Here is a 12,452-nt window from a genome sequence, read left to right on the forward strand (position 1 = left end):
TCCTTGCGGCCTCCAGATCCCGGACCCCGTCCCATGCGCGTCGACGAATTCGATTTCGAGCTCCCCGACTCCCTGATCGCGCTCCATCCGGTGGAGCCGCGCGATGCCGCGCGCCTGCTCGTGGTCGATCCCGCGACCGGTCTCGCCGACCGGCACGTTCGCGATCTCGTGGACATTCTCGCCCCCGGCGACGTGCTCGTCGTCAACGACACCCGCGTGCTGCCCGCCGCGCTCACCGGGGAGCGCATCCGCGGGGAGTCGCGCGCCGCGGTCTCGTTCAACCTCCACAAGCGCGTCGACGCGCACACCTGGCGCGCCTTCGCCCGCCCTGCCAAGCGCCTCGGGCTGCTCGACCGGCTCGAACTGGGCGAGGGGGAGGGCCCGAAGCTCGGCGCCACCCTCGCCGGCAAGGGCGACACGGGTGAAGTCACCATCGAATTCGATCTTGGCGGTGCGGAGCTCGACGAGGCGATCAAGGCCCATGGCGCGATGCCGCTGCCGCCCTATATCGGCTCCAAGCGCAAGCCCGAGGCCCGCGATGCCGTCGACTACCAGACCGTCTATGCGGCGGTCGATGGCGCCGTCGCCGCGCCCACTGCGGGCCTGCATTTCACCGAAACCCTGCTCCAGGCCCTGTCGGACCGCAGCGTCGGGCTCGAGCGCGTCACGCTCCATGTGGGGGCGGGCACCTTCCTCCCTGTCAAGGTGGAGGACACCGCCGAGCACCGCATGCACGCCGAATGGGGCGAGATCACCGAGGCAACCGTACACCGGCTCAATGCCCGCATCGCCGCCGGCGGCCGCATCATCGCGGTGGGCACGACCAGTCTCCGCCTTCTCGAGACCGCGGCCCGTGCCACCGGCCGCCTCGCGCCCTTCAGCGGGGAGACCGACATCTTCATCACCCCCGGCTTCCGCTTCCGCGTCGCCGACATGCTGATGACCAATTTCCACCTGCCGCGCTCGACGCTCTTCATGCTCGTCAGTGCCTTTTCGGGGCTCGACACCATGCGCGACGCCTATCGCCATGCGATCGAGGACGGCTACCGCTTCTACTCCTATGGGGACGCTTCGCTCCTCATGCGCGACCGGAGCCGGGACGAAGACGAATGACCAAGACGAAGTTCACCCTTTCGGCCACCGACGGCCTCGCCCGGCGCGGCCGCATCGACATGCCGCGCGGCGCAATCGAAACGCCCGCCTTCATGCCCGTCGGCACCGTTGGCACCGTCAAGGCGATGTATCCCGAGCAGGTGCGTGACACCGGCGCCGACATTCTCCTCGGCAACACCTATCACCTGATGCTGCGCCCCGGCGCCGAGCGCGTCGCGAGCCTTGGCGGCCTGCACGATTTCATGGACTGGCAGCGCCCCATCCTCACCGATAGCGGCGGCTTCCAGGTGATGTCGCTAGCAAAGCTGCGCAAGCTCGATGAACGCGGCGTCACCTTCCGCTCCCACATCGATGGGTCGGCTCACGAGCTGACGCCCGAGCGCTCCATCGAAATCCAGCTCCTGCTCGACAGCGACATCATCATGCAGCTCGACGAATGCATCGCGCTGCCCGCCGAGCACAAGGAGATGGAACGCGCGATGGAGCTCTCGCTCCGATGGGCCGACCGGTCCAAGGCCGCCTTCGGTCAGCAGCCGGCGCGCATGCTCTTCGGCATCGTGCAGGGTGGCGACGATGCCGCGCTGCGCGCCCGCTCGGCCGCCGGGCTCGCCTCCATCGGCTTTGACGGCTATTCGGTGGGTGGCCTCGCGGTCGGCGAGCCGCAGGAGGTGATGTTCCGCGTTCTCGAAGATCTCACCCCCGAAATGCCGAAGGAAAAGCCGCGCTACCTCATGGGTGTCGGCAAGCCCGACGACATTCTGGGCGCAATCGGGCGCGGCATCGACATGTTCGATTGCGTCCATCCCACCCGCGCCGGCCGGCATGGCCACGCCTATACCGCGATGGGCGTCGTCAACTTCAAGAACGCCCGGCACAAGGATGATCCGCGTCCCCTCGATGCGAATTCCGAAAATCCCAATTGCCGCCGCTTCTCGCGCGCCTATCTCCACCATCTGGTGCGCACCGAGGAAATCCTCGGCGCCATGATCCTCTCCCAGATCAACCTCCACTACTACCAGACCCTCGTCAAAGGCGCCCGCGCGGCGATCGAAGCCGGCCGATTCGCCGACTTCGCCGCCGAGACGCGCGAGGGCTGGGCAAAAGGCGACCTGCCACCGGTCTGAAATCGTACGGGGCCTTGACCCTTGGGGTCCGGGCTTGTCCCCGGGGGCCATCTGGGCCAGTCTTGCTGCGTCGGCCTCAGGCCGGCAATCAAGGGGCCAAAAAGACGATGAACGATATGACCTACGCTCCAGACTTTGCGGGCCTGAGCGCCCATCGCGCTCGGCTCGAGCGCACCGACATGCGCACGCTGTTCGCCGCCGATCCGGAACGCTTCCGCACCTTCTCGGCCACCGAGCGCGACCTCCTGCTCGACTATTCCAAGAACCGCATCGACCTTGAGGCGATGACCGCACTCTTCGATCTCGCCCGCGCGGCCGACCTCGAGGCGCGGCGTGACGCGATGTGGTCGGGCGAGGCGATCAACACCACCGAGAACCGCGCCGTGCTGCACATGGCTCTGCGCCATCAGGACGATACCCGCGTCCTCCTCGGCGGCCGTGACGTCATGCCGGCCGTGCGCGAGACGCTCGAGCGCATCCGCGTCTTCACCGATGCGGTACGCGGCGGCGCGCTTACCGGCGCTACCGGTCGGCGCTTCACCGATATCGTCAACATCGGCATCGGCGGGTCCGATCTCGGCCCGGCCATGGTCACACTCGCGCTCGAGCCCTACACGCGGCCCGACCTGCGCGCCCACTACGTCTCCAATGTCGATGGCGCCCACATCAATGACACGCTGAAGCGCCTCGACCCTGCAACGACGCTCTTCGTCGTCGCGAGCAAGACCTTCACCACCGACGAGACCATGACCAATGCCGGCTCTGCCCGCGCATGGATCGCCCGCTCGCTCGGGGAGGGCGCCGTCGGCAGCCATTTCGCCGCCGTCTCCACCAATCTCACCGCCTGCGCCGCCTTCGGCATCCAGGAAGATCGCATCTTCGGCTTCTGGGACTGGGTGGGCGGCCGCTACTCGGTCTGGTCGGCGATCGGCCTGCCCGTCGCGCTCGCCATCGGGTTCGACAATTTTTCGGCCTTCCTCGCCGGCGCCGCGCAGATGGACGTGCATTTCCGCACGACCCCGCTCGAGCAGAACCTGCCGGTCATCATGGGCCTGCTCGGGGTCTGGTACCGCAATGTCTGGGGTTTCCCGACCCACGCCGTGCTGCCCTACGACCAGAGGCTGAGCCGCTTTCCCGCTTACCTCCAGCAGCAGGACATGGAATCGAACGGCAAATCGGTGACGCTCTCGGGCGCGCCGGTCGGCTGGTCGACTGGTCCCGTGGTCTGGGGCGAGCCCGGCACCAACGGCCAACACGCCTTCTATCAGCTGATCCACCAGGGGACCGACGTCATCCCTTGCGATTTCCTGCTCGCCGTCGTCCCGCAGGAGAAGCTGCCGCCGCACCATGCCAAGCTAGTCGCCAACTGCCTCGCCCAGTCCGAAGCACTGATGCTGGGCAAGACGCGCGATGAGGTGGAGGCCGAACTGCGCGCCGAGGGGCTGGACGAAGCCGCCATTGCCGCGCTCGCTCCTCACAAGGTGTTTCCCGGCAACCGGCCGTCGAACACCCTAATCTACGAGAAGCTCGATCCGCGCATGCTCGGGCGCCTCATCGCGCTTTATGAGCACAAGGTCTTCGTCCAGGGCACCATCTGGGGCATCAACTCATTCGATCAATGGGGTGTCGAGCTCGGCAAGCAGCTTGCCAAGGCGCTCCTGCCAAAGGTGACGGGCGAAGCAGACGCCCAAGACCACGACAGCTCCACGCGCGGCCTGCTCGAGCATTTCCACGCGCTGAGCGCCTGAGCGCTCAACCCTGTGGCACATAGAGAACGATCGCCCCTTCGGCGCTCGTGATCGCGACGACGTCACCGGCATCGTGCCCGGCGGTCGCGAGCGCATCGGCAAGCCGGGCATTGTCCGCCACGAGGGGCGCGAGTTCGGCCATGCCCGATCCGTCGATCGAAACCCCGTCGCAGAGCGGCACGATGGCGACGGCACTCTCTGCGCCGATCGGCACGATCTCGGCCGCATGCATCAGGCGACCCGACACGGTGTCGCTGCAGGTCGATGCCGCGACCTCTTCGGTCTCGGTCGGAAGCGGCTGCGTCGAGATCCCGGTCGAGGCCTGCCCGATGGTCGTCCCCACGGGCACGCTCTCCGGCTCCCCGCGCTGCCCGCCCGTTGGCAGGCTCACATCGAGACCCGCCCCGACCGAGCCGATCCCGGTCGAAACCCCGACGCTACCGGAGCCACCCATGCTGCCGTCGCTCGGCCGCGCATCGAGACTGCCGCCAACATCGAGCGAAACCCCGACGCTTCCGCCCAACGCTTCGACGCTTGTGCCCGAAAGCCCCGAACCTTCAGCCGCCGGCTGGCCCAGCGCAGGGGCGGCCGAGAGGATGAGCAATGCAATGAGCAGGAGGGGCGGGCGCTGCATGTGTGGCGTCTCCATGGCATCTTTTGACGTCCAACGGCGCCAGAGCCCCGCGAGTTGCACGGGGCCGTCGCGGCCCTGCCGCATCATCGCCTTCGATCAGGAGAGATTGGTACGCCGGGAGGGGGTCGAACCCTCGACCATTCGATTAAAAGTCGAATGCTCTACCACTGAGCTACCGGCGCTCCGGGGACGGAACGTCTGGGCGCGGAACATAGTCGCTGGCCCGTGCCTGTCAACCGCAATTCAGCCCGCTTCCGCCGCTCCGCCCAGCCTTTCCCCGCGATAGGGCACCGGGTCGCAGGTGATGCCGACCGGCAGCAGGCGCTGGCAGAGCGCCGACGCCGCATTCGGGGAGGCGAGGGGGCCCACAACCAGCCGTCCGGCCTCGCCCTCGCCATCGAAGCGCGGTTCGAGCCCGATCAGCAGCATGCCGACCTTGGCGGCGATGTCCGTCCACGCGGCGTCCGCGTCGCCGCGCGCCACATCCGGCCCGAGCGCCACCGCCTGCGCCGCCTCGAGCTCTTCGATCGTTTCGAGTTGCAGCGCCGCCAGCAGCGCCGTGCCGTCATCCTCGGCGTCAGGGGCAGCCGGCACTTCGAGCGCCGCCTCCTCTTCGCCTGCCGGGGCGTCGGCCTCGGGCTCGGGCTCCGCCAACGGCTCGGGCACGGGCGGCATGGGCTGCAGCGATCCGTCCCCCGCCACCAGAACTGCCGCCTGGGGCATCATCGGCCCGCGCTGCACGCTCATCGTCCCGCCGAACACGTCGAACTGTTCGGGCGCATCTCCGCTCTCGGCCGCCGCGCCGATCGAGGCGGTGAGATTGCTCCGGTCGATGGGCGCATTGTCGGGCAGGATTTCGAGCAGGTCCGGTATCGAGACCTCCAGCGCACCCACCCGCCGCGACGTCTCGCTGCCCCGCTGCTCGGCGAGCGAGAACCGCGCCGACATCGTGGCGTTTTCCTGCCGCAGCTGAGCGATCGCCGCCTGCTGGCTGATGAGCTCGCCATGCAGCTGGTTGAGCGTCGCCCCGTCCGCCCGGCTCGCATGCAGTGCCGCGAAGACCTGCGGGGGCACGCGCGCACCCACATTGGCGGCGAGCACGGCAAACGCGCCGCAGCAGAGCGCCACCAGCGCCCATGCGGTCACGTCCGATTGCCGGAACTGGTCTGCAGCACGCGCCAAGCGTCCCCCCGGACGGAGTGTCGAATCATCGCCGATCCGTGCAGTTTAGTGTTTCGCCACGTCCGGTTGGAACGAAATCGAAGGGCGCAGCCCCGCCAGTGCCGCGGGCATTATCGGTTTGCCAAGGGATCGGCCTTAGTTTCGTGCCAATCCCGGCCAAAACAGCGACGAAAGAGGCAGGAAGCGAAAATGGCTGAACTAGCGGCGATCGTGCTGGCAGCGGGTGAGGGCACCCGCATGCGCTCGAGCCTTCCCAAGGTCATGCACCCCATTGGCGGTCGCCCCATGCTGGGCCACGTCCTCGCTTCGGCCACGCGCGCCGGCGCCGCTCGCCTTTCGGTCGTCATCGGCCCCGATCATCAGGGTGTCGCCGCCATGGTCGCCGCCGATTATCCGGGCGCCGCGATGGTGACCCAGGCCGAGCGCCTCGGCACCGCCCATGCCGTGCGCGCCGCCCGCGACCTCTTTTCAGCAGGGACCGGCAATGTCGTCGTCCTCTTCGGGGATGGCCCGCTCGTCCGGCACGACACCATCGCCGCCGTCTCCGCCCGGCTCGAGGCGGGCGCGGACATCGTCGTCGTGGGCTTCGATACGCCTGACCCCACGGGCTATGGGCGCCTCCTCACCGAGGGCGGCCGCCTGCGCGCCATCCGCGAGCACAAGGATGCGAGCGAAGCCGAACGCGCCGTCACGCTCTGCAATTCGGGCATCATGGGCTTCCGCGCCGAGGCCCTGCGCGCCATCATCGATCGCATCGGCAATGCCAATGCCAAGGGCGAATTCTACCTGACCGATGCCGTCGAGCTCGCCAATGCCGATGGACGCGAGGTCGCCTTCACCACCGCTCCGGCCGATGAAGTGCTCGGCGTCAATGACCGCGCCCAGCTCGCCCAGGCCGAACGCCAGTTCCAGGATCTGCGGCGGCAGGACTTCATGGCCGCCGGCGTCACCCTGCGCGATCCGGCGACCACCTGGCTCTCCTGGGATACCGAAATCGCGCGCGACGTCCTGATCGAGCCTTCGGTTTTCATCGGTCCGGGCGTCCGCATCGGCGAGGGCGCAATCATCCGCGCCTTCAGCCATCTCGAGGGCACGACGATCGGCGCCGGCGCCGAAATCGGGCCCTTCGCGCGCCTCCGCCCGGCCGCCGAAATCGGCGACGGTGCGAAAATCGGCAATTTCGTCGAGGTCAAGAAGGCCGAGATCGCTGCCGGCGCCAAGGTCAACCACCTGAGCTATGTGGGCGATGCCAGCATCGGTGCGAAGGCCAATCTCGGCGCCGGCACCATCACCTGCAATTACGACGGCACCAACAAGCACCGCACGGTGATCGGGGCAGGGGCCTTCATCGGCTCCAATTCTTCGCTCGTCGCGCCGGTCGAGATCGGCGAGGGCGCCTTCGTCGGCTCGGGCAGCGTCATCACCGAGGACGTGCCGGCGGATGCTCTGGCGCTCGGGCGTGCCCGCCAGGTCGTTAAGCCCGGCCATGCCGCAACCCTCCGCGAGCGCGCCCGCGCGCTCAAGGCCCAGAAATCGGGGAAGTAATCCATGTGCGGCATCGTCGGCATCATCGGCACCGAACCCGTCGCCCCGCGCCTCGTCGAGGCCCTGCGGCGGCTCGAATATCGCGGCTATGACAGCGCCGGCGTCGCCACGCTCGATGGCGGCACGATCGGTCGCCGCCGCGCCGAGGGCAAGCTCGGCAATCTGGCCCAGAAACTCGCCTTCGAGCCTTTGGGCGGCACCATCGGCATCGGGCACACGCGCTGGGCCACCCATGGCGCGCCGACCGAGCACAATGCCCATCCCCACGCCACCGAGCGCGTCGCCATCGTCCACAATGGAATCATCGAGAACTTCCGCGAGCTTCTCACCGATCTCGGCAAGGACGGCTATCTGCCCAAGACGCAGACCGATACCGAGTCCGTCGCGCTCTGGGTCACCCGCGAGCTCGATCGCGGCCTCGCCCCCGAAGCGGCCGTGGCCACGACGCTGAAGGCCCTGCGCGGCGCCTTCGCCCTCGCCTTCCTCTTCAAGGGCGAAGAGGGCATGCTGATCGCCGCGCGGCGCGGTGCGCCTCTGGCCATCGGGCACGGCACCGCCGAGATGTATCTGGGCTCCGATGCGATGGCGCTCGCGCCCTTCACCTCGCGCCTCACCTATCTCGAAGACGGGGACTGGGCCGTCATCACGCCCGCCGGCGTCACCATACGCGACGGTTCGGACGGCATCGTCCGGCGCGAAACCCAGCTCTCGCAGGCCTCGGCGCTCCTCGTCGACAAGGGCAATCACCGCCACTTCATGGCCAAGGAGATCTACGAGCAGCCCGAGACCATCTCACACACGCTGAGCCACTACGTCGACATGGGCAATGAAGCGGTCGCCCTGCGCGAGGCGCTTCCGTTCGATTTCGCGGATCTCTCGCGGCTCACCATCAGCGCCTGCGGCACCGCGTCCTTCGCCGGCGCGATCGCCAAATACTGGTTCGAGCGCCATGCCCGCCTGCCGGTCGATGTCGATGTCGCCTCCGAGTTCCGGTATCGCGAGCCCCCGCTCGAAAAGGGCGGCCTCTCCCTCTTCATCTCGCAGTCGGGCGAAACCGCCGACACGCTCGCCGCGCTCCGCTACTGCGCGGGGCAGGGGCAATACGTCGCCTCCATCGTCAACGTCGCCGAATCCACCATCGCCCGGGAAAGCCAGGTCGTCTTCCCGACCCTTTGCGGGCCCGAGATCGGCGTTGCCTCCACCAAGGCGCTGACCGCCCAGCTCACCGCGCTCGCCAGCCTCGTCATCGCCGCCGGCGTTGCGCGCGGCACGCTTGATCGCACCCGCGAGGCCGAACTCGTCCGGGCGCTCGTCGCCCTCCCGAGCGCCGTCTCCGCCGCCCTCGGCACCGAAAGCCAGATCGTCGAGATCTCCCGGCGGCTCTCCAAGGCGCGCGACGTCCTTTATCTCGGGCGCGGCCCGATGTTCCCTGTCGCCATGGAAGGCGCCCTGAAGCTCAAGGAAATCAGCTACATACACGCTGAAGGTTATGCAGCAGGCGAGCTCAAGCACGGCCCCATCGCGCTGGTCGACGAGGCGATGCCCGTGATCGTCGTCGCGCCCTCGGACGAGCTGATGGAGAAAACCCTCTCCAACATGCAGGAGGTCGCCGCCCGTGGTGGCCAGATCATCCTCATCACCGACGAGGATGGCGCGCGCGCCGTCGGCGAAGGCGTCGCCGAAACCATCGTCATCCCGAAGGTCGAGAGCTTCGTCGCGCCCATCCTCGCCATGATCCCGGTCCAGCTCCTCGCCTACCACACCGCCGTGATGATGGGCACGGACGTGGACCAGCCCCGCAATCTCGCCAAATCGGTAACGGTGGAGTAGGGGTCAGTCGACAATCTCAGCGACAACGCCGAATTCACCTGCAGCGGCGACGAGGGTCCGATCGAGCGTGGCGAGAGATGCCCCGTGCCGTTTGGCGAGGGCGAGATGCAGCGCATCGCCTGCTCGCAGTCCGGTTTGAAAGCGGTGCACCATGGCAGCGGCGAGGGTGAAATCGGCGCTGCCGACTTCGAGCCGCTGAAAGTTGCTGGCCTGCGTAACCGAGAAGGCCTCATCGATCAGCAGGCGTGTGTCCATGCTGAGCGTTCCGCTACGCATCTTGCGCGAGAGTGCTGAGGCGAACTCCAGCTCCGTCCAGTCTGAGAGAGCCAGTTGCGCGCCTGCAATCCGGGCGAACCAGCCGAGTGCGCGTTCGCTGTCCCGTTCTGTCACATGCATCGCGACCAGCAGGCTGGTATCGACGTAGATCATTAATAGCGATCGTCGTCGCGCATCGCGCGAACAGTGTCGACAGCGGGCTCATCCTGAAAAGGGATGCGCGCCAGATGTGCGCGCAGGCGCTCCACGTCCACCGGCGGTTTCGGCGTCACCGCGGGCCCGAGCCGCGCCACCACCTTGCCTTTCCGGGTGATCTCGATCGTCTCTCCGGCTTCCACACGATTGACGAGTTCGCTGAGCCGCGCCTTCGCATCGGCAAGACTGACTGCACTCATCCCGGCCTCCTGACCATCTCCCTGATCATATAACATCTGGACGGCCCCTCTCCAATCTCAACCCGCCCGGATCAGGGGGATGGCGAGGTCCTTGCGGAAGAGGTGCAGCAGCACGCGCATGGCTTCGCCCTCGGCGCCGGCCAGTCCCGGATTGCGCGCCAGCGCCTCAATCGCATCCTCATGGGCCCATTCGAGCAAATAGCTGTGCACGTCCGGCACGGCGAGCCGATAGCCCGGCATGCCGGACTGCCGCGTCCCGAGCACATCGCCCTGGCCACGCAGTTCCAGGTCGCGTTCGGCGATCACGAAGCCGTCCTCGGTCGACTTGATCGTCTCGAGCCGCGCCTCCGCCGTTTCGCTCAGCGGCGTCTTGAAGAGCAACAGGCACGCCGAACGCTTTGCCCCGCGCCCGACCCGCCCGCGCAGCTGGTGCAGCTGCGCCAGCCCGAACCGCTCCGCGTGCTCGATGATCATGATCGAGGCATTGGGCACGTCGACGCCCACTTCGATCACCGTAGTCGCCACCAGTATGCGCGTGCGCCCCGCGGCAAAATCGGCCATCACCGCCTGCTTGGCGGCTCCGCTCATCCGCCCGTGCACCAGCGCCACCTCCGCGCCGAACACAGCCTGCAGTTCGGCGAACCGGTCCTCGGCCGAGACCACGTCCAGCGTCTCGCTTTCCTCCACCAGCGGACACACCCAGAAGGCCTGCGCCCCCTCATCGATCCGCGCCCGAAGCCGGGCCACCACGCGCTCATACTCGCCGATCGGCAGCACCGCGGTGTCGATGGGCTGACGCCCCGCCGGCTTCTCGCGCAATATGCTGACTGCCATGTCGCCGAAATGGGTGAGCACCAGCGTGCGCGGAATCGGCGTCGCCGTCATCACCAGCAGATCGGTGTGCCGGCCCTTTTCCGACAGTGCCAGCCGCTGGTGGACGCCGAACCGGTGCTGTTCGTCGACCACCGTCAGCCCCAGATCGCGGAACGCGACGCCCGACTGGAAGAGCGCATGGGTCCCGACGGCAATGGAGGTCGCGCCGCTCGCCAGGTCCTCCAGGGCCGCCCGCCGTTCTGCCGCCTTCTGCTTGCCCGTCAGCAGCACGATGCCGAGCCCCGCCCGCTCACAGAGCGGCTTCAGGGTCTTGTAGTGCTGCGCCGCCAGAAGTTCGGTCGGGGCCATCAGTGCCGATTGCGCGCCGCTTTCGGCCATCGCCGCCATCGTCATCAGCGCCACGACCGTCTTGCCCGAGCCGACATCGCCCTGCAGCAGCCGCGACATGCGTTCGGGCGCGGCGAGGTCGCGGCGGATGTCCTCGAGCGCCGCCTGCTGGCCCGCCGTCAGCGAAAAGGGCAGGGCGGCCGCCACGCGCTCGGTGATGGCGCCGGTAAAGACGCGCGCAACGCCGCGCGGCGCCACGAGTTCGCTGCGCACGAGGAGCAGCGCCAGCTGGCCTGCGAGATATTCGTCGTAAGCGAGCCGCGTGCGCGCTGCTCCGCCCAGTTCCGCATCTGCCGGGTTCTGCGGCAGGTGCACCCGCGCCATCGCCTCGCGAAAGCCGGGCCAGGGGCCGCGCCGGGCCTCGGGCACCCATTCGGGCAGCTCCGGCACGGTATCGAGGATCTGGCGGGTCAGCTTCACCAGCACCTTGGCGCTCAGCCCATGGGTCAGCGGGTAGACCGGCTCGACCAGCGGCAGCGTCTCGAATTTCTCGGGCTCGACGATATAGTCGGGATGAGTGATCTGCTTTTCGCCGTTGAAGAACCCGACCTCGCCCGAAACGAAGCGCGTCTCGCCCACCGGCAGCGCCCGCTCCACCCATCCCCCCTGCGCGCGGAAGAAGACGAGCTGGATATCTCCCGTCTCGTCATGGGCCATCACCCGATGCGGCACGTGCGGCTTGCCGCGCGGCGGGGGCAGATGCCGGTCGATATGGAGTTTCAGCGTCGAGATGTGCCCGTGATAGGTGTTTGCCACCCCGTCCATCCGCCGCCGGTCGACGAAGCCCGACGGCATGTGCATCAGAAGGTCGAGCGCGATCGCGTCCTGTCCCTCGGGCGCGCCGAAGAACCGCGCCAACAGCGCGCTCAGCTGCGGCCCGACGCCCTTGCTCGAGCGCAGCGAACGGAACAGCGGATCGAGTATGGCGGGACGGGACAAAGGTGGGCTCTGAATGCTCGAATGCGCCTGCGGCAAGGCGCGCTGTGGCTAAGGGCTGACATTTACCACGCCAGAGCGTAAGGAAAGCGCCTTCAAATTGCGAGATCGTCCGCTCATGGCCGACCAGTCCCCAGCCGGAGAAGACATCCTGATGCGCCGCAAGCGCCTGCGCTATCGCGCCTGGCATCGCGGCACGCAGGAGATGGACCTGATTCTCGGCCCCTATGTCGATGCACATCTCGACCGGCTCGACGGCGCCGCCCTCGACCGGCTCGAGGCCTTCATCGCCGAGGAGGACGTGCTGCTGCTCAAATGGGTGATGGGGCAGGAACCTCCACCGCCCTCGGCCGATTCCGAGCTCATCGCCGAGCTTGTCGCCTTCCGCCAGTCCTCCTCCCGGTAATCCGCCCCGTGACCGCAAAGACGTCCAAGACGGACCTTCCGT

11 protein-coding genes and 1 tRNA gene are annotated in these 12,452 nt (G+C 67.8%); 6 read left to right on the plus strand and 6 right to left on the minus strand.

The window, feature by feature from the left end:
• Positions 1 to 33: 33 nt before the first annotated feature.
• The 3 genes from queA to pgi all read left to right on the plus strand — a co-directional run bounded on the left by queA (position 34) and on the right by pgi (position 3,985).
• Positions 34 to 1,113, plus strand: a complete 1,080-nt coding sequence (gene queA / locus EMQ25_RS06820; protein WP_127187803.1) for a tRNA preQ1(34) S-adenosylmethionine ribosyltransferase-isomerase QueA — start codon at positions 34 to 36, stop codon at positions 1,111 to 1,113.
• Entirely contained in the window at positions 1,110 to 2,237 is a 1,128-nt protein-coding gene (tgt, locus tag EMQ25_RS06825) for a tRNA guanosine(34) transglycosylase Tgt (RefSeq protein ID WP_127187804.1), read from the plus strand. The genes queA and tgt overlap by 4 nt, the downstream gene beginning before the upstream one ends.
• 116 nt (positions 2,238 to 2,353) lie before the next feature.
• Positions 2,354 to 3,985 (plus strand): glucose-6-phosphate isomerase, encoded by a 1,632-nt coding sequence (gene pgi / locus EMQ25_RS06830; RefSeq protein WP_127188153.1) that lies wholly within the window; start codon positions 2,354 to 2,356, stop codon positions 3,983 to 3,985.
• Between the two features lie 4 nt (positions 3,986 to 3,989).
• Here the strand turns inward: pgi and EMQ25_RS06835 are convergent, their stop codons facing one another.
• From EMQ25_RS06835 to EMQ25_RS06845, 3 genes are all read right to left on the minus strand, one after another.
• Positions 3,990 to 4,619, minus strand: a complete 630-nt coding sequence (locus EMQ25_RS06835; protein WP_127187805.1) for a hypothetical protein — start codon at positions 4,617 to 4,619, stop codon at positions 3,990 to 3,992.
• A gap of 107 nt (positions 4,620 to 4,726) precedes the next feature.
• Positions 4,727 to 4,801 (minus strand) — tRNA-Lys (locus EMQ25_RS06840).
• Positions 4,802 to 4,862: 61 nt separating this feature from the next.
• Complete coding sequence (locus EMQ25_RS06845) at positions 4,863 to 5,801, minus strand: hypothetical protein (RefSeq protein WP_127187806.1); 939 nt, start codon at positions 5,799 to 5,801, stop codon at positions 4,863 to 4,865.
• A gap of 189 nt (positions 5,802 to 5,990) precedes the next feature.
• On the opposite strand from EMQ25_RS06845, the gene glmU reads away from it, so the two are divergent.
• Positions 5,991 to 7,346 (plus strand): bifunctional UDP-N-acetylglucosamine diphosphorylase/glucosamine-1-phosphate N-acetyltransferase GlmU, encoded by a 1,356-nt coding sequence (glmU, locus tag EMQ25_RS06850; RefSeq protein WP_127187807.1) that lies wholly within the window; start codon positions 5,991 to 5,993, stop codon positions 7,344 to 7,346.
• A gap of 3 nt (positions 7,347 to 7,349) precedes the next feature.
• On the plus strand, positions 7,350 to 9,176 hold the full coding sequence (glmS, locus tag EMQ25_RS06855; RefSeq protein ID WP_127187808.1) for a glutamine--fructose-6-phosphate transaminase (isomerizing): 1,827 nt from the start codon (positions 7,350 to 7,352) through the stop codon (positions 9,174 to 9,176).
• Positions 9,177 to 9,179: 3 nt separating this feature from the next.
• On the opposite strand, the gene EMQ25_RS06860 is transcribed toward glmS, so the two are convergent.
• The 3 genes from EMQ25_RS06860 to recG are packed head-to-tail and all read right to left on the minus strand — an operon-like array spanning position 9,180 to position 12,007.
• Complete coding sequence (locus tag EMQ25_RS06860) at positions 9,180 to 9,605, minus strand: type II toxin-antitoxin system VapC family toxin (RefSeq protein ID WP_127187809.1); 426 nt, start codon at positions 9,603 to 9,605, stop codon at positions 9,180 to 9,182.
• Entirely contained in the window at positions 9,605 to 9,847 is a 243-nt protein-coding gene (locus EMQ25_RS06865) for a type II toxin-antitoxin system Phd/YefM family antitoxin (RefSeq protein WP_127187810.1), read from the minus strand. The genes EMQ25_RS06860 and EMQ25_RS06865 overlap by 1 nt, the downstream gene beginning before the upstream one ends.
• Before the next feature lie 57 nt (positions 9,848 to 9,904).
• On the minus strand, positions 9,905 to 12,007 hold the full coding sequence (gene recG, locus EMQ25_RS06870) for an ATP-dependent DNA helicase RecG (RefSeq protein WP_127187811.1): 2,103 nt from the start codon (positions 12,005 to 12,007) through the stop codon (positions 9,905 to 9,907).
• Between the two features lie 115 nt (positions 12,008 to 12,122).
• On the opposite strand from recG, the gene EMQ25_RS06875 reads away from it, so the two are divergent.
• A complete protein-coding gene (locus EMQ25_RS06875; RefSeq protein WP_127187812.1) occupies positions 12,123 to 12,410 on the plus strand; it encodes an FAD assembly factor SdhE in 288 nt (95 codons plus the stop codon).
• Positions 12,411 to 12,452 lie beyond the last annotated feature (42 nt).

This window comes from Arsenicitalea aurantiaca, assembly GCF_003994485.1.
GTDB classification, from domain to species: domain Bacteria; phylum Pseudomonadota; class Alphaproteobacteria; order Rhizobiales; family Devosiaceae; genus Arsenicitalea; species Arsenicitalea aurantiaca.

Excerpts from the sequence above, each read along its gene's own strand:
- glmU (WP_127187807.1), top strand. The coding sequence starts at position 5,991 with ATGGCTGAACTAGCGGCGATCGTGCTGGCAGCGGGTGAGGGCACCCGC.
- EMQ25_RS06865 (WP_127187810.1), bottom strand. The coding sequence starts at position 9,847 with ATGAGTGCAGTCAGTCTTGCCGATGCGAAGGCGCGGCTCAGCGAACTC.
- EMQ25_RS06860 (WP_127187809.1), bottom strand. The coding sequence starts at position 9,605 with ATGATCTACGTCGATACCAGCCTGCTGGTCGCGATGCATGTGACAGAA.
- tgt (WP_127187804.1), top strand. The coding sequence starts at position 1,110 with ATGACCAAGACGAAGTTCACCCTTTCGGCCACCGACGGCCTCGCCCGG.
- glmS (WP_127187808.1), top strand. The coding sequence starts at position 7,350 with ATGTGCGGCATCGTCGGCATCATCGGCACCGAACCCGTCGCCCCGCGC.
- queA (WP_127187803.1), top strand. The coding sequence starts at position 34 with ATGCGCGTCGACGAATTCGATTTCGAGCTCCCCGACTCCCTGATCGCG.
- EMQ25_RS06875 (WP_127187812.1), top strand. The coding sequence starts at position 12,123 with ATGGCCGACCAGTCCCCAGCCGGAGAAGACATCCTGATGCGCCGCAAG.
- EMQ25_RS06835 (WP_127187805.1), bottom strand. The coding sequence starts at position 4,619 with ATGCAGCGCCCGCCCCTCCTGCTCATTGCATTGCTCATCCTCTCGGCC.
- pgi (WP_127188153.1), top strand. The coding sequence starts at position 2,354 with ATGACCTACGCTCCAGACTTTGCGGGCCTGAGCGCCCATCGCGCTCGG.